Here is a 19,828-nt window from a genome sequence, read left to right as displayed (position 1 = left end):
TAAAATGAGACGACGTAATTTATTAGTTATTTTATGTTTAGTGCTAGTCGGAATATTTTCATTTCAAAATACAACTGAAGTTAAAGCTGTTAGTTTTGTTCATACATTTAAAAAGACAACGATGGTTTCTAGAAGCGAGCAAAAAGACGATTTCACCTATGACTTCACTCGGATAAAGAAACCCAAGCTTAAAGCCAAAACAGATTGGTTGACCGACAAAATCGGAAAAAATTCTGGTAACGATCACTATTATCGAGTTGCAACCAACAAATGGGTCAGTACTGATGATGTGGCTCTAGTTAATAAGGGTATCAACCGCCCTATTACAATTTCTACAGGCCATAATATTTGGAAATTTAACTACAAGACTTACGAATTCACTTACACAGGACGTCGACTAGCAGCCGGTACGTGGGCTAGCGATGAAAGAATTCAACTCCCTCGTGGAATATCCTATTGTAAGGTTGGACCAAATGAGTGGATTCAAAACATTCATTATTAAAAATTTTAAATAAACAAAACAGCCTCTATTAAGGGATTCAAGTAAAAAATATATCTTGAATGCCTAATAGAGGCCTTTCTTTTGATTAAAATCATCAAATTAGAGATCACAATTTTATTTTCTTTGTAAATGAATAACATCACTATCAGTTGATAGCAAAGCGTCGGTAACTAAATTCTTGAAATATGAAGTTCCCACAACGCCTGTCATTTGAGCCAATTTGGTATCAATTTCGTCGATTCTATCCCAGTTATTAAAATGGCAATCCACCAAAGCATTACCGTTAACCGTTCTAACCATTCCAGCCATTTCACTAGATTGACGTACTTCTACCTTTCCACCTAACTTCTCTACTTCTACTTTCACTTGAGGTATAGCTAATTCCATAACCTCTAAACACAATGGTATTTCAACATTAAATGTCTTTGTTGAACGTGATTTTGGTGCCAAGATGATATATCTTTTTGCTAAATTAGCATACAATTTCTCAAAAGTATGGATTCCGCCGTTACTCTTTAAAACATTCAAATTATCATCCAGACTATCACAGCCATCAAAGGCCAAATCAAAATGATCAACTTGTTCCAATGGTACTACTGGAATATCCAATTCACGACAAAGATCTCTCGTCATTTCTGAAGGACTTGAAACCTTAATGGATTTATCAGTTATTGATCTAATTAGACGGCCCACGGTTCTTCCGCCACCAAAACTAACGTACATATTGGGTTCTATCAAATCTCGTGCTTCTTCAATTAATTTTTCCATTGTATCTCCCTTAAGAAATTTACTCTGTAATTATTTTATCTTGAGACACAAAAAAAGACCACCGAAGTGGTCTTAAAGGTTATTTCAATTTTGAATTATAGAACCTTAACAGCAAATGAAGGCATGAAGTAACTTGAGATTGATGAGATCTTTACAGATTCACCAGGTTGTGGTGCGGCGATGTATTGGTTGTTACCTAAGTAGATAGCTACGTGATAACTTGAACCTTTGCCACCCCAGAATAGAAGGTCTCCGGCTGATGCTTGAGAAACAGCTTCTTGTGTACCGGCACTTTCTTGAGCTACTGTGTATGAACCAATGTTCTTACCTGTTGCTTGGTTGTAAACGTATGATGTGAAACCTGAGCAGTCGAAACCACTTGGTGTCTTACCACCCCATACGTAAGGTGTACCTAAATACTTCTTGGCTGTACTAATAACGTTAGCAGCTGTTGATTGTGTAGTAGCAGTTGTTGTTGCAGCAGCTTCTGTAGTTGCTTGACTAGCAGTTGTTACATCAGCACCACTTAACCATTCGTTGTTACCTACAAGGTACCATGTTGTACCGTTGTCATCTACAACAGCCTTAGCTACACGCCAGCTTGTGTTTGATCCAAGAATACGGTTAGAAATCTTTGAATCTGAAGATGGTGTACTGAATAGTGCTGAATTGTTCTTTGTACGTACAACTGAAGGAGCATTTTGGACAGTTGTTGCAGCCTTAGCTGAAGAAGCGTTTGATAGACCTAAACCTGTAACTGCCATTGCTGCAGCAGCTGTAAATGAAATTAGACTTTTTTTAACGTTATTATTCAAAATTGAAATCCCCCATGAATTGGTATATTTTTTTAATTGTTTAAATTTTTATTATTTATTAATTTCTTATCACTCAACGACCACTATATTACTCTCCGAATATTGCAGAACTGTTACAACAATTGTATAAGAATGTTACACTTTGAAACTTTTGACAAAAATAGGGCTATAAACGTTGTTTTACCAACATTTATAGCCCTATTGTGAAAAAGCAAATTAATTTACTTTTTTACTTTTTATTATCTGATCGACCCTTTTTTTAGTGATTTCGATGTCATTATTAACGATTTTATAGGATTTTCCTTCTAATTCTTTAGGAATTCTTAAATCTCTGAGGAATTCATCACTATTTATACGTGAAACCAGACGCTTGTGATCATCTCCACGTAGTTTTAAACGTTTGGCAACTGTGTCATAGTCTACTTCTAAAAATATCACAATAGCATTTTCGCCATATCTTTCTTTATATGAGATGGCTCCTTGTGTATCGACTACAATACTAGCAGCATCATAATTTTCCCAAGTCTTATTAAGACTTTCTTCTGAAGACCCATACCAATGACCACTGTATTCAACTTTTTCCAAATAATGATTCTTAAAAAAGGAATCTTCCGTTTCAAAATAGTAATCAATACCGTTTTTTTCGCCATCACGTGGTAATCTAGTAGTGTGAGTGATGACACTTGGTATACGATAAGTATTTTTCAAATATTTGCTAATGGTAGTCTTGCCGGTACCACTTGCACCGGTAATTACAATAATTTTTTTATCCATTATAGAACCCCTATGTTTGAAATATTTCTTCTACTATATTAATATACTAGTCTGTTAAGTAATTAATCCGAGGAGATTTTACATATGAAAATAGAAGATTTAAAGGTTGGAACTGTTTACGACTGCTCCGTTGATGAAGATATGGATTACCCATTCCAAGGCAAAGTTGAAAAAATCTACGAGCACTCTGCTTTAATGGAAATTGTAAAAAATGATCCTAAAGATAATGCTAATAAAACTGAACTAAACAACAAGATTGTTGTAAGCATCAAGAAAATCAAAAAAGCTAAGTAATTATAAAATATATGTATTTCCAAACAAAGAGCTGAATATAACATGTTCAGCTTTCGAGTATTAAGGAAAATAGGAGCAGGTAATCGTACTTGATTACCTGCTCCTATTTGTTTTAAACGGAAAAATTTATATTATCTTCCACATTTACACTGCATATTGGTTAACAAAGTAGTTATATTCCAAACTATTTTCTTTATTTTTCAACATTAATAAATGAACTAGCAGGTACTCTCAAAACACGATATTCCATTGCAAAACGGTTAGCCTTTAAACCTAAACCATTTCTGAAATTATTCTTGTACTTGGCCTGCATTGTTATAACGTAAGCATCTTGATACTTAGAATCAAGTTTCTTAATTTTTTTAACGGGCCAATTCAAACGTAATCCGGAAACAGTAAATGGTAATGTTGCATCCGAAACAGTAGCATTTTGACTTGAGACCGTATATTTAGAATTATTCAACCAATATTGATAAACATCAGTTGATGAACTAGATTCCTGCTTATTGATTTTAACGTAATAACCCTGTCCGTCATCTGTCGTTTGAACGATCATCGGATTATATTTATAACTAACAGTAATATTATCCTTATCATTCAAATCAACCTTAGTAAACAAGCTAGTGTATAACATCCCACTAACAGCTAAAATGACGACAACAATTTCCAATAGATCTGTTAAAATTGTTACTCCAGTAATTTTCTTCTTTTGTTGAACAAGAATTTTTAAATGACGATTTCTAATATTAAATACAACAAAGATTAATAGTGCAATTACAATAATCCATGCAATAATTCCCACAAAATTCCAAGAACTCATAGTTTTCTCCCAACTAAATTAATTGTCTTAAACACTTCATAACTTTATAATAGTCATTACGCTAATTTTACCACGAATCGAAAAAATATTTGAAACTGAGATACAAAACGGTCGAAATTGTGTGGGCACATACGTTTGTCGATTTTTTATAATGACAGTATAACCACGCTATATCGTGTATTAGCCGTTATGTCGAATACTATATGTTGTGTTTAAATTTTCAAATGATTATACTAATTGGGAATAGCAAGTTGAAAGGAGTTACTCACTATGAATAACGTAATCGTATATAGCAAGAACAACTGTATGCAATGCAAAATGACTAAGAGATACTTAAAGGAGCACAACGTTTCCTTTGAAGAAAGAAACATCAACCAAGATCCAGAATATTTAGATCTTTTAAAACAACAAGGTTTTAAGAGTGTTCCTGTAGTTATGAACTCTGTCAGCGATCCTATCGTCGGTTTTCGCCCAGACAGTCTTAAAGACCTCGTAGGTTAATCATGAAAAAAATAGCTTATTATTCTATCACCGGACAGACTAGACGGTTCGTTAATAAACTAGGAATAGATGGATATGAAATAACCGACGCCGACCCCTTTTACCAAATGGGTCGGCCATTTATTCTTATCGTACCTGCTTACGATGACGATATGATGGATCCTGTAATCGACTTTTTACAATATAAAGATAACGCTCAAAATTGTATTGGCGTTGCCGGTGGCGGTAATCGTAATTTCAATACTCTATATAATCACACCGCAAAAGACATCGCCCATGGATTAGACGTTCCGGTTGTCTTTGAATTTGAATTCAATGGTACACAAAAAGACGTCGAAAACTTTAAGAAAGTAGTGAATGAAATTGGGATTAAATAACCTAGATGCAACTAAACTTCATTATTTCAAATTGAATAATGAAATCAACATCCCTGTAGATGATAAGATTCCACTTAATAAGGATAAGGAAGCTGTTAAAGCCTTCTTCACTGAAAATGTTGAGCCAAATACTAAGAAGTTTGCTTCTTTCAAGGATCACATTGACTATTTGATCGACAATAACTTTATTGAAAAAGAAGTTATCGATGAGTATCCACATGAATTTGTGGCTAATCTTTATGACTACTTATTAGATCAGCATTTTCAATTCCAATCTTTCATGGCTGCATATAAGTTTTATAACCAATATGCCTTAAAGACTAATGATGGTGATCTCTATCTTGAAAATTACGAGATGAGAATTCTTTTTAACGCCCTTTTGTATGCTCGTGGAGATCAAACTTTAGCTAAGAGTCTAGCTACTGAAATGATTGCCCAACGTTATCAACCCGCAACACCTTCATTCTTAAATGCCGGTCGTAAACGTCGTGGAGAATACGTTTCTTGTTTCTTATTACAAGTAACAGATGACATGAATAGCATTGGTAGAACAATCAACAGTGCCCTTCAGCTATCACGAATCGGTGGTGGTGTCGGTATAACGCTATCCAACTTACGTGAATCAGGTTCACCAATTAAAGGCGTTGATAACTCTTCATCTGGTGTCCTACCAGTTATGAAGTTATTGGAAGATAGTTTCAGTTACAGTAACCAATTAGGCCAAAGACAAGGTGCTGGTGCCGTTTATTTGAACGTTTTCCATCCAGATATCATTGACTTCCTATCTGCTAAAAAAGAAAATGCCGACGAAAAGGTCCGTGTTAAGACTCTTTCACTAGGTGTCATCGTACCTGATAAGTATTACGAATTAGTTCGTAATAATGAAGATATGTACCTCTTCAGCCCTTATTCAGTTGAAAAAGTTTACGGTGTTCCCTTCTCATACGTTGATATCACTAAAGAATATGACAATATGGTCAAAGACGACCGTATCAAGAAATATAAGATTGAAGCTCGTGAACTAGAAGACGAAATCAGTAAACTACAACAAGAATCCGGTTATCCTTACGTTTTGAATATTGATACTGTTAACCGCGACAATCCTATCGATGGTAAGATCATCATGAGTAACCTCTGTACTGAGATTCAACAAGTCCAGATACCTTCTGAACTAAATGATGCTCAAGAATACGTTAAATTGGGAACTGATGTTAGTTGTAACCTTGGTTCTACTAACATTTTGAATATGATGCAAAGCCCCGACTTCGGACAATCAATTCGTTCCATGACTAGAGCCCTAACTTTTGTCAGTGACGCTTCTAACATTACTGCTGTGCCACCAGTAGCAAATGGTAACAAGAAGAACCATTCTATCGGTTTAGGGGCAATGGGACTCCATACCTTTTTAGCTAGCCAACACCTCGAATATGGCTCTCCTGAAGCAATTGAATTCATCAATGTCTACTTCATGCTAATTAATTACTGGACATTAGTTGAGAGTAACAATATTGCTAAAGAACGCCACGAAACCTTTGCTAATTTTGAAAAATCAAAATATGCAGACGGATCTTATTTTGACAAGTATCTAGACAAGAGCTTTGCCCCTAAACTTGACGCTGTCAAAGAACTCTTCAATGATATCTTCATTCCTCAACCAGAGGATTGGTCAAAACTAAAAGACAACGTTATGCGTGATGGAATTTATAACGCCTATCGTATGGCCGTTGCCCCAACTGGTTCTATCTCTTACATCAACAACACTAGTGCTAGTTTGCAACCTATTACTAGATTAGTTGAAGAAAGACAAGAGAAGAAAAATGGTAAGTTATACTTCCCAGCACCACTTTTGAGTAACGATACTATCAAATACTACAAGTCAGCATATGATACTGATATGCGTAAAGTTATCGATACTTATGCTTCAGCTCAAGAACATATTGATCAAGGAATGAGTTTGACACTCTTCATGCGTTCAGAAATTCCTGCTGGTCTTTATGATTGGAAAGATGCGGACGATACTAAGCAAACAACACGTGATCTAAGTATTTTACGTAACTATGCTTACTACAAGGGTATCAAGTCACTTTACTACGTCAGAACTTTTACTGAAAATAATGATGAAATCGGCAGTAACGAGTGCGAAAGCTGCTCTATCTAGGAGGAAATTTTTATAATGGTTGATACATATTACAAATCAATGAATTGGAATAAACTAGAAGACCAAATTGACAAGGAAACTTGGGAAAAGTTAACTTCACAATTTTGGTTGGATACACGTATTCCACTTTCCAACGATTTAGACGACTGGCGTACCCTCAGTCCTGCTGAGCAAACTGTTGTTGGACACGTTTTTGGTGGCTTAACACTATTGGATACTCTTCAATCACAAGATGGAATCCAAGCAATGCTAAAGGATACTCGTACTCAAGCTGAAACAGCTGTTTTCAATAACATTGAATTCATGGAATCAGTTCATGCCAAGAGTTACTCATCTATCTTCAGTACCTTGAATAGTGCTGAAGAAATCGAAGAGATTTTTGATTGGACAGATCACAATGAATACCTTCAAAAGAAAGCTAAATTCATTAATGATATCTATCAAAATGGTGAACCACTACAAAAGAAAGTTGCTAGTGTTTTCCTAGAAAGCTTCCTTTTCTATTCAGGATTCTACACACCACTTTATTATCTAGGTAATAATAAACTAGCTAATGTTGCTGAAATCATTAAGTTGATCATTCGTGATGAATCAGTTCACGGAACTTATATTGGTTACAAATTCCAATTAGGTTTCAACGAATTGAGTGAAGACAAACAATCTGAATTAAAAGACTGGATGTATGATCTACTCTATACTCTCTACGATAATGAAGAGAAATATACTAAAGAATTGTACAAAGAAGTTGGTTGGGTCGATGAAGTTCTTGTTTTCCTTCGTTATAACGCTAATAAAGCTTTGATGAACTTAGGACAAGAACCATTGTTCCCTGATGGTAATGCTGAAGATGTTAATCCTATCGTTATGAACGGTATTTCTACCGGAACAAGTAACCACGACTTCTTCTCACAAGTTGGTAATGGTTATCTAATGGGTAAAGTTGAAGCTATGAAAGATTCCGATTACGATATCGGACGTACTGGCGACAACAAAACACCAGATGGCAATTCACTTTTCGATAAAGTTAAAAAATTGAAATAATAAGCTATAAAAATAAGGATTCACCTTAATCGGTGAATCCTTATTTTGTTATATTCGTAAATAATTTTTTAGATAAATCTTCCAAAGTATTCCATTCATCAGCTGTGAAATTACTCTTTGCTACCAATATCTCTGGTAATTCATTAATATCCTTACGCTTGGAGATTCCCAAGTCAGTCAATTTTACATTAACAACTCGTTCATCATCTTTACTACGTTGACGAGTCACTAACCCTTCTTTTTCCATACGCTTTAACAAAGGTGTTAAAGTCCCTGAATCGAGTGAAAGCAATTCACCCAGTCTTTTAACTGTAACATGATCATATTCATAGAGTGAAACTAATACCAAATATTGTGGATACGTTAAATTATTTTTGCTAAGTCCATCGTGATATAACTTTTGAATCGCACGTGAAGTTGCATAGAGAGAGAAACATAAGTGGTCGTCCAAGGGGATTGGCTTGGTAGCATCAATTGCAATCTTTTCTGCCATATAAATCATCCCTCCTTATTTCATTTTATGCCTACATTTTATTCTTAATCTAAGGAATTGTAAACTATTCTATTTCACACAACTTAATTTAAAATATCTCACATATAATATAAAATTTATAATCAAATATTTATATTTTTTAAACTCAAATAATAATAAAAATACTTAAATTAATTGAGATTATACATAATGCATTGGTACAATTTGTATGAAATAAGGATATTTCCTATTGAGAGGGATCCATATGAATATTTTTTATCGAAAAAAATTTTTGATTTTTGGTATTTTTTTGTGCATTTCAATTTTGTCTTTAACCTTTCTTTCTACAAAGGTTGTCGGAGCCGATATTGGTGACTCTGACTACGAACATGCTCTTACTACCACGCCTAAAGGACTTAATTGGGATAATAATAACTTCGTGATTGCTAAGTTTCCACCTAAGCCAGTTAATGCACCAAGTAACAGCCCTTCAGGTAAAAAATATAGTTATGAAAATAATGCCACTATTGTCCGTTCAAAAAATCCTGCAACTAAAGATACTAGTGTTATCAGTTTAACCAACGGTACCTATCAAGTTGGTGCCGTTTGGAGTAATTTTGAAAAAGAAAATTACTTTGATCTAAGTCATGAGCAAATAGCCTCGATGTGGATATATTTTGGTAATACTGGTGGAGAGGTTCCTGGAGATGGAATGGCATTTGTTCTACAAAATGATAAAAGAAAAGAAAATGCCATTGCTCTCTCATCCACTGGAATACCTGTAAATGGTCAATCATTAGGCGTTTGGGGAGCCGATTGGGATAAAACAAATTCAGATCCTGAAAATATTGCTAAAACAGCTATCCAGAATAGTTGGGCCATGGAATTCGACACTTATAAAAATCTATTAACCGGCGCCAATGAGATTTCTGGTGAGGGAGTTTCTTTCGACGCTAACAATCCTGGAAACCTTTCTCAACATATTGCTACCGGATTTCCCGCTTCATACAAAACCTACATAAAACAGAAAGCTGGTAACACCAATCCACCAATCTATTATTACACCATGCACCATGACAATTTTATTGGAATGAATAATTTAGTCGATAGCAATTGGCACCATGTCACTATCAAGTGGTCTCCAGATATCAGTATAGATAACCAACAGACTCCGGCAGGGGGAACGATGACCTACAGTTACAATGACAAGAATCCTGATGGCTCCATCCCTGATGCTGAAAACATAAAAAGTACTAGCTTTCATTTAGATACTGCCAACTTCAATCTTCAATCTGACAGTAAACTCTATTGGGGGTTTACCGGCTCTACTGGTAAATACTATGAAAATAACTTGATGATTTTTGAATCTATTCCTTCCTTTGTTGATGCGGAAGCAACCACCAGGATCCATAATAATACTCAAAATCGGGACATCATAAAAAACGATAGTCAAGTCTATCCCAATGATGACATTAGCTATTTTTACAATCTAGATTATAAAGGCTGGACTAAGACGTGGAATAACATTGATGCCAAAATGAACGTACCCAAAAATATTCATTTTACCAATGGAACAATCACCTATCCCACAACTGGACATACTTACCAAATACCTAGTGATAAATTTCTTAACGATCCCGCTTCTATCGAATATGTCCTTCCAGAACAGCTCAATCAAGATAGTCGTAAAGCAATAGTGGAACTCAAGGGGCACACAGAAACAATAGCTACTGAAAAACTCAACGTTCCTAGCGCACATGCCTCATTTGAAGGTGATAATTTAATCACCGATACTAATACAGTTCCCTTTTTCATACAGGCACGTAATTTAACTCTAAAAAGTGATTTCCCAGATATTAAAAAAATCGGTCAACATGAAGATGTCGATATCCCTGCAGAATTGGAATATCACGACGGAACTTCCTTAATCAATTCCAATATGACTGTCTATCCATCAATAAATGATAAGAATTTGCCTAGTTTTAAACTAAATGATGCTAATCCTGCCAACGGTTTTATACTCCATTTAAGTAATGACCAATTATCTTCTAAGATAAATATCGTTAAATTTTATGTCATAGACAATTTAGGTAATAAAACTAACGTGATCACTAAACAGATCAATGTAGGAGGAACCGTTCAATTTGGATCAGTATCACCACAATTGAACTTCAAAAACGTAAATCTCACTTCACCAAATGAAATCATTCCTCGAATGAACAATTGGCAAATCGACGTAATTGATAGCCGAGAGAAAGGCAGCTCCTGGTCTGTCCAAGCCAGTGCAAGTAAATTAACGGATTCAAAAACTCATCAAAAATTTGATGGTGCCTTAATTTATCGAGATCATGCCGGTAAAGTATCATATTTGAATAATGATCTAACAATAGCCGAAAATTTTAAAGATGACGATGATACTCAAGAGAAGAGTATAACTGAAAATTGGAATTCTCAAGATGGAATTCTTTTGCTATCTAATTCTCAAAATAAAGCCGGCAATTACTCCGGTGAAATAAATTGGTCACTAGTTGATTCGCTCAACAATAAATAAGCTCATTACAAAATAAATGATATTTTTGAATATCATTTATTTATTTTTTATATATAAAAATACAATGTGTTTTAGTCTTATATAGCATGTTAAATATTCATTTATTTGTTAAAATTTTCTTGTAAAATGATTTTGTCAGATGAAAGGAATATTCATGACTAAATATAATAGTTTGAAACAACTGTTATTAATTTTTACCGGAGTAATATTTTTGCTTATAATTCATTCATTTAACTGTATTCAAATAATCAAGGCTGACGATAATGTCGACTATGAACATGCTTTAGCGACCGCACCTAAGGGTTTGAACTGGAACAATGATGCCTTTGTCATTGCTGATTTTCAGGCTGCTGCTGAAACGCGGTTACGCAGACCCGTTATCGTACCTTCAAACAACATGTTTAATTCAAGTATGACTAACAATGCTCAAATAACCCAATCAACTAATCCTGACCCAAATACTAAGGGAACCAGTGTTATCAAAATGACTAATGGTAAATATCAAACTGGTGCTGTTTGGAGTCATATGGGTTCTGATAATTATTTTGATATTCAACATCCCCAGAAGGCTTCCATGTGGCTTTATTTTGGACCTTCTACTAGCTCTACAGGGTTTGTTGGTGATGGTATGGCTTTTGTTCTTCAAAATGATAAAAACAAAGAAAATTCAATTGCACTTTCTGCAGATGGAATTCCCGTTAATGGGCAAGCCTTAGGTGTTTGGGGAGCTGATTGGGATCATGAGAATCAAAACTTTCCTGATAGACTTGCTAAAACCGCTATTCAAAAAAGTTGGGCCTTGGAATTCGATACTTTTGTCAATCGGTATAAGCCAAGCACTGGTGGTACTGGTGAAGGTGTTTCTTTTGATTTGAATGTTGGGAATGCAAGTAATGGTGATCGTCACATTGCCGGTAATTATCCCGCATTAGCAACCACTTATAAAAGTGATGGTGACTACCCTGGATTCTTTACAATGGATCATGGAAAAAATTATAAACTCCACTCTAACTTAGTAGACGGAAAATGGCATCATGTTACTATCACTTGGATTCCCAAAAGCGATAATGATCATTCTCAAGGAACCTTAACCTATGCCTACAACGATAAAGATCCAGTTACGGGAACTCCCATTATCGATCCTAAGAAAATAGTACAAACATCTTTCAATATCGATACAAAGAATTTCGGACTGGAAGGAAATAACACTAAACTTTATTGGGGATTTACTGGTTCTACTGGGAAGTACTCTGAAAATAATTTATTAGTCTTTGAATCCATCCCCTCTTTTGTTGATGCTGAAGCAATCCCGGCTATTTATGATGATTCTCAAGGCGGAAGTGAAATTACTGAGAGTAATAACACCGTCGATCCCAATAGTGATATTAGATATACTTACACATTAAATTACAAAGGATGGACTAAAAATTGGGATAAAATTCATACAAAAGTAGACGTGCCTGATCATATTAAATTCACCAGTGGAACAATAACTTATCCAAACTCATCGGACAGCAAACCGCACCAAATAGATCCAAGTGTTTTTAGCAATTCCAACGCTACCAAACTCGACTTTCTCTTACCAGACAAACTTACACCTGAAAGTAGAACGGCTATTATTGAGTTACATGGTAAAACTGAAAAAAATGCCACGGAAACTTTGACAGTCCCCGCGGCTCATGCTTCCTTTGAAGGCGATAATCTTATTACCGACGCTAATACCATTCCATTCAAAATTAGATATAGAAAATTAAATCTGTCCAGTGACTCACCTAATATTATCAAAGTGAAAGAGAATGAAGATGTTTATATTCCAGCTCAAGTAACTTATGCTGGTAGCAATAATAATCCTTACTATCAAAATCTAACGGTTTATCAAAAATTAAATAATAATTCTACCGAAGCACAGAGTATTACCGCTGATTTATCTGGTAATTTTGAGCTTCCCATAGCTGGCTATTCGTTAGACAAAATTAATACTGTTTCTTTTTACGTCAAAGATCAAGATGGAAATACTAGCAATACTATTACACGACAAATCACAGTCGGTGGTAATTTAGCTTTTGATTATGTACAAAATATAGTTTCGTTCAAGCCCATTAATGGATCCTTTACCGATGAAGTTCTACCGCGACTTGGAAAATGGCAAATAAATGTCGTTGATAGTCGTGAAAAAGGTAGTGAATGGTCTGTTCAAGCTAAGGCTAATGATTTAATCTCAAACGATAATAATAAATTAAAATTACTAGGTAACATATTTTATCGAGATACCAGTGGAAAAGATCATGATATCGACAAAGATTTTCCCGTTGCTACACACGTAAAAGATACTGACGGTACCCAAGTTAAAAATATTGCTGATACGTGGACTGACAACAGTGGAATACTATTAGCTGTAAAAAAGGGTAACAAAGCCGGAGTTTATACAAGTAAGATATCATGGTCACTAATCGACTCTATTTCAAATAAAACATGATAATTTTACAATCTTCACTGAAACATAGCATCAACAATAATAAAAGGAGCATTCATATCGACCTACATAATGCGGTCGACATGAACACTCCTTTTTAATTTTCAAAAATTATAATTGCTCTCTAACTACGATATCCCATAAACATAGCAAATATTAAGATTACTAAAACAATCGTAGTAATAATTACATATAGATTATCATGCTCTTTATAGAAAGCATAAATTGAAACAACAACACGCAATACAGGTGTCAAAATAAGTAAGAAAACACCTAGCATAATAACAGCATATGATTTTCCAGCTGCCACTCCGGCAAAAATTGCCATGAACCGACGTGGAAATTCACCTGAAGCATAGCCACTACCACTCATAAAGTATAAGGCCATACCTATTAAAATAACGATTGCTGAAGTGATAACACCGATACGCAAAATTTTACCAATTACTAATTCAACCTGTCGTGTTTCTTCATGTGTATTATTATTCATTAGATGTTCACCCCAAATCCTTTAAGAGCCATTTGTACTCCCATGTAAAGAATAATAGGAATAAAAATCATTCTGATGATTCTTGGCTTCAAGACTTGCATCAAACGTGCACCAATTGTTGCCCCAACTAAAACACCAATTGCTAATGGAGCAGCAATATCGGGACGAATTGAACCATTAAAGAAGTATACCGTTGCACTGGCTGCAGCAGTAACACCCATCATCAAATTACTAGTAGCACTTGATGGTTTTAAAGGCATCTTCATAATTGTATCCATAGCGATAACTTTGAAAGCACCACTACCAATACCTAGTAAACCACTGGCTAATCCAGCAGCCCACATCATGATAAATCCGCCTGGAACATTCTTCATTGAATAATCAATCTGTTTTTGTTCCGCTTTATCATAATAAGTACTCGATAATTTAAACTTATCAACGATTGGATCGTGACCGGTATAAACGTTCTCACCTTTTTTATCCATCAACTTACGAATCATATTATAAGTTGAGTAAAGTAAGAAGAATCCGAATAAGACATATAAGAAATTACTGGAAAATACGCCTACCAACAAAGCGCCCATGATGGCACCCACAGTTGTTGCAATTTCCAAGAACATGGCCACACGCAAATTTAACATGTCGTCTTTTAAGTACGCAATTGTAGAGCCAGAACTCGTTGCAATAACTGAGATGATACTAGCACCAATCGCATACTTAATATCTAATCCCATCATAATAGTCAGAACTGGCGTAATAATCATTCCGCCACCAATCCCCAAAATTGCACCAAGAACTCCAGCTCCTACTCCCATTACTAAAAGTAGTAGCATTGAATTCATTATTTTTCCTCTTTCTCATCTTCATCTTTTTTAGAGAAACTCTCTAGAGAAGTTTCATAGTTCTCTTTCATTATATCCATTGTGTGTTTTATTTCATCATTTTTTAAGCTATTTTCAGAAATTAAATCAATATGAAATTTAGAGGCATTTAGATAATCACAACTAGTTGAGAGGTAAATCTTTGTTTCAACTTCAGCATCGTCGTCAAAGAAATGTGTTACTTTCTTAGCGTCGGTGAATGGCAAATTGATGATCCCACTTTCTAAATAAAAATCGATTGGAAATTCTGCATCGGCAACATGAATAATTACTTGTGAAAGTTCATTATCAGCTAAATCTTTTTCCAACTGTTCTTTAGCCTTATTTAATGACCAGAGATCTTCTTGTAGTAAATCATCTTTACTTATATCTAACTTAGTTTGTTTAAATTTTTCATCTTGAATATTTTCAATAAAATCAGTAACTTTAATTTTCATTATTTTCTCCTAGAGGTACAATTTCAAAAAGTTTTCCACAGCACCTTGATATTTTTTAGAATCGACATAGTAGCTCCGTATGTGAACCCCTTGACTTTCATAAGATCTTCTCGGGAATTTTCCACATGTTAATAACTTTTCGCGCATTTCAAATGGTACAGTAAAATCATTTTTTCCATGCATAAACAAAATTGGTAAAGTATTTTTAGTCAATGCCTTCATACAGTCTGCCTTTGCATACGAAAAGCCAGCTCGTATTCTTGAAATTAGCGAGATTCCCTTGATCAAATATCTGCCTTTAATATGATACCTTTTTTGACAGTGATAACTCAAGATGTTCGAAGCACTCGTATATCCAGAATCTTCAATCACCAGTTTAACATTCTTTGGCAATTGATACTGTGTCGTCAACATAACGGTAGCTGCACCCATGGATGCACCAAATAAAACAATTTTATTCTCAGAATATTTATCATTAACTTCTTTGATCCAGTCTAACAAGTCTAAACTCTCAATATAACCAAACCCCAGATACTTACCTTCACTTTTACCAGCAGCCTGATTATCAATCTGTAATGTATTAAAACCTAATTTATCAAATAATTGAGCATGGACATCCAACGATTTATGATCTACTCCAAATCCATGAACCAAAATGACCGTTGTAGAACTCTGATTATCAGTGAACCATCCATACAACTTACTATGATTAAATTTCGAATTTATTTGCCATTCTTGTTTTGGCTTTTTTAAATATGTTTCTGTTTGTTCAACTAGTCCTTCATCCATTTTGACTTTCGGAGCTTCTGCGCCTAAAGCTTTTGAACCTCTTTTTTGAATAAATAAAAAAAAGGCGTTCAAAATTAGAACGACTAGTAATAACAATATCAAAAGAAAAACTATCATGATATTCCCTCACTTACGCTAATTCTTTAACGCCTATCATAGCCACAGCCACGATAATCATTGAAATAGTAATTCCGACAAATAATGTCGAGAATGATAATGCCGTAATAATTAAACTACCGGCATAAGGACCAACCGCACGACCTAAGGAACCAAAGATACTGTAGAAACTTTGGAAAGTTCCGCGATTCTTATTCGTCGACATCTTACTCAATAAAGCTGGGATAGTTGGAAAGACCATTGATTCACCAACTGTTAAAACCAACATACTAGTTATGAATGCTAAATAAGTCTTAGCTCCTGGCAATAGTAAGAAAGACGAACCCATAATTACAGTCCCGATAAAAATTTGATACTTCAAAAGTTTAAATATTTTTGAAATGACACGATTCATAACTGGTTGAATAATCAATAATGAACCGGCATTAATAGTAAAGACAAGTCCATATTCACGGGTTGTGTATCCTTGATTAAGCATGTAAGCTGACAAATTGCTGTCCCACTGTGAGTAACCTAACCAAACGATAAAAATCGATGCACAAATAATGAAAAGATTTAACTTGAAACGTCCCGATCCAATTTCAATTCGTGGATCAACGTTATCATTATCATAACTAGTTAATTCGTTAGAATCATCATGTTCTGAAACGTGCTCCAATAAATTAGCTTTAAATAATAAAATAATTGAACTTAAAACGAACAACAACATTGGTATAAAGAAAGTAAAGAAAATGCTCCACTTGAATATGAATCCAACTGCGGTTGAACCCACGGCAATACCAATATTCGATGCCAAATACATATTATTAAAGATTACTCGACTATTTCCTGACATTTGTTCCGCTACAAACGCCGTATAAGCGTTAACTGCCGTATAGATTAGTCCCATTCCGAATCCTAAGATAAATAACATAATGGCATACGTTGGCCAAACATGATGAACTGACATACCTAACAAGGATACGATTGAAATCATATAACCAATGTACAAAGTACCACGTTTGGAAAAACGATCAAACATAATACCACCCATGGCATTCCCAATCATCATAAAAGCTGAATAAACCATCAATGTAAATCCAGCTGTTACCAAGGATTCATGCAGATTCTTATGAATAAAAATTGTGTTAACTGGTAAAATAAATCCCATTACCAAATTGAACGCAATATTTAAAAGTAGTAACCACATTCTTTGTGCTCGCATTTTTTCACCTCTTCTATAAATTTTCCTATAAAAAAAACCATGGTATAAATTAACCATGGTTTTTTTGGTAGTACTCAAAATGAGTAAATAGATTCCGGTTCACATCCAGTTTCTATAGATATCACTCACAAATCCGGTGAGTAGTGCTCGATACCCTACCTTCATAAGTGCCATCCTAATTCGATGGCTCTCGACTCATCGCACAAGTCTCATCATAATATATTCTGAAATTTGTTGCAACTTTTTTCACTAAAGATTTGGATTTTCGTTAACTTTCTCTTCTGTCCAGATCTTGTAAATCAAGTTTAATAAGCCACCCATTTGTCCATCTACACCGTTATACATCCAACGATAGATACATACATCTTTACCCATTTGATCTTCTGGTGGATTGGCACTATTAGCTGTAACAATAATATCAGCCTCTGTAGGATCGCTGACGATCTTAGCATATGGCAATGATTGTAATGTTACTGATAAGTCTGAGTAAACCAAGAAGAATGATTCTAGTTCGAGGTAAACTTTAACCTGAATGTTCTTATTATATAGTGAGAAGAATCTATATGCGATTGCATAGATAGCTTCTGAAATTTGTTTAGCTTTTCCATCCAATGATTGATACTTATCACGAAGCATTAGATGTTGGACAGTTGAGTAGATTTTACTCTCAAGTCCTTCATCATTTAACTTACTAATAGCATCACCAAAACCTGAATACAGATTAAGGATCTCAATGTAATTGTGATCTAAGGCTAGAACACCAATAATACATGTAGTTAAATTATATTTATATCTTAAAAATTCACTATGTGACATCGCCATATCAGAAATTGTTTGTTCAACGTCAATTGGAATTAATTCCAAGAAATCATCGATGAAGTTAGCAAACAATGGATTATATCTAACCAATTGTTTAGAAACAGATTGAAGATAATCCTCTGAAACTTCAAAAGTGGCTGGAACACACATTAAAAGAATATAAAAATCAGCTGATTGGAACATTTGCTCTTCGTAACTAACATCTTCTTTAATAGCACGTTTCAATTCGCGAACCTTTTCGCTACCGGTATCTCCCTCAAGCATTGAACCAGCGCTTTCAAAAATATTAGGGAAAGGATAATTGATAACATTCAAGGCATCCATATTCTTAACATGATTGCCGGCTAAAATACGATACAAATGAGCCATAACAACATAAGCATAGAAAGTTTTAGTAATATGGTTAGTTGGTTTAAGACGATATTTGTCCAAGGCAATATCAACAACTTTAAAGGCCGTCTTTTGTGTGAAATCTTCAAATGGCCATACGTAGCCCCTAGTAGCATTCCAATACAATGCCGCAATAGCCAAACGAATTGATTCCTCATCACCTACGAAGCGCATTGGTTCATAAGCTATTCTGACACCGAAACGCTTTAAATAACCTCTCATTGGCTTTAAATGACGTAAAACTGTTGCTTTACTACTATCAAGTGTCTGATAGAAATGTTTAAATGAACTTTCTTTTTCTTTTACGATTGCATCTAAGAATAGATAACCATCAGAATTAGTCGTTAAGTAAGCATGATAAGCGTCTCTGGTAACGTCAAACATTTCTTCAGTTGAATACTTACTTTTCTTCAAGATTCGTTTAAAGTCTTCTTGAATCCCCAAGAAAGTATTGTAGACACTGCCGTAACTCTTATTCATTTGATAAGCAGCTTTTCGTAAGTTAATATCCTTTACCTTAATATCACGGTTACGATATGTTCCGATAAGATCTGCACTAGCTAATTGATTAGTTCTTATTAACTTTATTTTATTAAATAATTGTATTTTTTCAATTTCGGACTTTGATAAAAATAAGTCAGTAAAGCTATCCAAGAACTCCACCCCCATAGATATAATTAATTCTATTATAATAGAATATACCCAAAGTTTTATAACTTATATTTATATTATCGTAAATATTTTCCTAAATAAGTAACCTACAACATTTTAGAACTTAAATAAATAGACAAGATATTTATAGAAATATGAATATATTTTATTATCTATACCAATAAGTTATTTTACGCCTTATTTTAAATAAGTATAGCCCTTGGACGTTCCTTAATTCAGAAAAAAACAATTTTCATAAAAAGTAAAAAACTAGGTTAAAAGAATCTATCTTTTTGAAAGAACCAATCATTATTTCATAAGGAATAATGGGATATTTGAAAAGGACCTTTTATTTGCAAAATAAAAGGGTCCTTTAAAATAGACATATTAGCCAATTTAAAATAAATACTTCAGAAAATTATATTTATGATTTCTGAAAAAATATTTTTTAGAGACACAAAAAAAGGAATCAACCTAAGTTGATTCCTTTACCATTAGCGTGGC

At 34.4% G+C, this 19,828-nt stretch carries 19 protein-coding genes; 8 read left to right on the top strand and 11 right to left on the bottom strand.

Features of this window, described 5'->3' with window-relative positions; all coding sequences use genetic code 11:
- Positions 1-4: 4 nt before the first annotated feature.
- Complete coding sequence (locus tag FC97_RS02695; RefSeq protein ID WP_054642923.1) at positions 5-502, top strand: hypothetical protein; 498 nt, start codon at positions 5-7, stop codon at positions 500-502.
- Positions 503-616: 114 nt separating this feature from the next.
- On the opposite strand, the gene rpiA is transcribed toward FC97_RS02695, so the two are convergent.
- The 3 genes from rpiA to FC97_RS02680 form a co-directional block, all read right to left on the bottom strand.
- On the bottom strand, positions 617-1,270 hold the full coding sequence (gene rpiA / locus FC97_RS02690) for a ribose 5-phosphate isomerase A (RefSeq protein ID WP_054642922.1): 654 nt from the start codon (positions 1,268-1,270) through the stop codon (positions 617-619).
- Between the two features lie 95 nt (positions 1,271-1,365).
- Positions 1,366-2,085, bottom strand: a complete 720-nt coding sequence (locus FC97_RS02685) for a C40 family peptidase (RefSeq protein WP_054642921.1) — start codon at positions 2,083-2,085, stop codon at positions 1,366-1,368.
- Positions 2,086-2,301: 216 nt separating this feature from the next.
- On the bottom strand, positions 2,302-2,859 hold the full coding sequence (locus FC97_RS02680) for a guanylate kinase (protein ID WP_054642920.1): 558 nt from the start codon (positions 2,857-2,859) through the stop codon (positions 2,302-2,304).
- A gap of 84 nt (positions 2,860-2,943) precedes the next feature.
- Here FC97_RS02680 and FC97_RS02675 point away from each other — a divergent pair, with 84 nt between their 5' ends.
- Entirely contained in the window at positions 2,944-3,153 is a 210-nt protein-coding gene (locus FC97_RS02675; RefSeq protein WP_025085017.1) for a hypothetical protein, read from the top strand.
- A gap of 193 nt (positions 3,154-3,346) precedes the next feature.
- Here FC97_RS02675 and FC97_RS02670 read toward each other — a convergent pair whose 3' ends face one another.
- Complete coding sequence (locus tag FC97_RS02670) at positions 3,347-3,973, bottom strand: LVIS_2131 family protein (protein WP_054642919.1); 627 nt, start codon at positions 3,971-3,973, stop codon at positions 3,347-3,349.
- Between the two features lie 270 nt (positions 3,974-4,243).
- Between FC97_RS02670 and nrdH the strand changes: the two genes are divergently transcribed.
- The 4 genes from nrdH to nrdF are packed head-to-tail and all read left to right on the top strand — an operon-like array spanning position 4,244 to position 8,050.
- Positions 4,244-4,474: a glutaredoxin-like protein NrdH gene (nrdH, locus tag FC97_RS02665; RefSeq protein WP_025085015.1), complete on the top strand. Its 231-nt coding sequence runs from the start codon at positions 4,244-4,246 to the stop codon at positions 4,472-4,474.
- Between the two features lie 2 nt (positions 4,475-4,476).
- Positions 4,477-4,851 (top strand): class Ib ribonucleoside-diphosphate reductase assembly flavoprotein NrdI, encoded by a 375-nt coding sequence (nrdI, locus tag FC97_RS02660; protein WP_056950835.1) that lies wholly within the window; start codon positions 4,477-4,479, stop codon positions 4,849-4,851.
- Complete coding sequence (gene nrdE / locus FC97_RS02655) at positions 4,832-7,009, top strand: class 1b ribonucleoside-diphosphate reductase subunit alpha (RefSeq protein WP_162200764.1); 2,178 nt, start codon at positions 4,832-4,834, stop codon at positions 7,007-7,009. The genes nrdI and nrdE overlap by 20 nt, the downstream gene beginning before the upstream one ends.
- A 15-nt stretch (positions 7,010-7,024) precedes the next feature.
- Positions 7,025-8,050 (top strand): class 1b ribonucleoside-diphosphate reductase subunit beta, encoded by a 1,026-nt coding sequence (gene nrdF / locus FC97_RS02650; RefSeq protein WP_054642918.1) that lies wholly within the window; start codon positions 7,025-7,027, stop codon positions 8,048-8,050.
- Between the two features lie 40 nt (positions 8,051-8,090).
- Here nrdF and FC97_RS02645 read toward each other — a convergent pair whose 3' ends face one another.
- Positions 8,091-8,543, bottom strand: a complete 453-nt coding sequence (locus FC97_RS02645; RefSeq protein WP_054642917.1) for a MarR family winged helix-turn-helix transcriptional regulator — start codon at positions 8,541-8,543, stop codon at positions 8,091-8,093.
- 244 nt (positions 8,544-8,787) lie between these two features.
- On the opposite strand from FC97_RS02645, the gene FC97_RS02640 reads away from it, so the two are divergent.
- A complete protein-coding gene (locus FC97_RS02640; RefSeq protein WP_056967761.1) occupies positions 8,788-11,073 on the top strand; it encodes an L-type lectin family protein in 2,286 nt (761 codons plus the stop codon).
- Positions 11,074-11,227: 154 nt separating this feature from the next.
- Positions 11,228-13,549: an L-type lectin family protein gene (locus FC97_RS02635; protein ID WP_056967759.1), complete on the top strand. Its 2,322-nt coding sequence runs from the start codon at positions 11,228-11,230 to the stop codon at positions 13,547-13,549.
- 121 nt (positions 13,550-13,670) lie between these two features.
- On the opposite strand, the gene FC97_RS02630 is transcribed toward FC97_RS02635, so the two are convergent.
- The 6 genes from FC97_RS02630 to FC97_RS02605 form a co-directional block, all read right to left on the bottom strand.
- Complete coding sequence (locus FC97_RS02630) at positions 13,671-14,036, bottom strand: DUF1634 domain-containing protein (protein WP_054642913.1); 366 nt, start codon at positions 14,034-14,036, stop codon at positions 13,671-13,673.
- Positions 14,036-14,878, bottom strand: coding sequence for a sulfite exporter TauE/SafE family protein (locus tag FC97_RS02625; protein ID WP_054642912.1), 843 nt, complete (start codon positions 14,876-14,878; stop codon positions 14,036-14,038). Before FC97_RS02625 ends, FC97_RS02630 begins: the two co-directional genes overlap by 1 nt.
- Complete coding sequence (locus FC97_RS02620) at positions 14,878-15,354, bottom strand: hypothetical protein (RefSeq protein WP_054642911.1); 477 nt, start codon at positions 15,352-15,354, stop codon at positions 14,878-14,880. Before FC97_RS02620 ends, FC97_RS02625 begins: the two co-directional genes overlap by 1 nt.
- A 9-nt stretch (positions 15,355-15,363) precedes the next feature.
- Positions 15,364-16,260 (bottom strand): alpha/beta hydrolase, encoded by an 897-nt coding sequence (locus FC97_RS02615; protein ID WP_054642910.1) that lies wholly within the window; start codon positions 16,258-16,260, stop codon positions 15,364-15,366.
- Between the two features lie 13 nt (positions 16,261-16,273).
- Complete coding sequence (locus tag FC97_RS02610) at positions 16,274-17,464, bottom strand: MFS transporter (RefSeq protein ID WP_056967757.1); 1,191 nt, start codon at positions 17,462-17,464, stop codon at positions 16,274-16,276.
- A 249-nt stretch (positions 17,465-17,713) separates the two neighbouring features.
- The gene (locus FC97_RS02605) at positions 17,714-19,336 is read right to left on the bottom strand and encodes a helix-turn-helix domain-containing protein (RefSeq protein WP_225868739.1); all 1,623 of its coding nucleotides are present in this window, start codon (positions 19,334-19,336) and stop codon (positions 17,714-17,716) included.
- Positions 19,337-19,828 lie beyond the last annotated feature (492 nt).

It is taken from the genome of Companilactobacillus kimchii DSM 13961 = JCM 10707 (genome assembly GCF_001435445.1).
GTDB classification, from domain to species: Bacteria; Bacillota; Bacilli; order Lactobacillales; family Lactobacillaceae; genus Companilactobacillus; species Companilactobacillus kimchii.
This window is presented reverse-complemented; position numbering and strand designations above follow the sequence as displayed.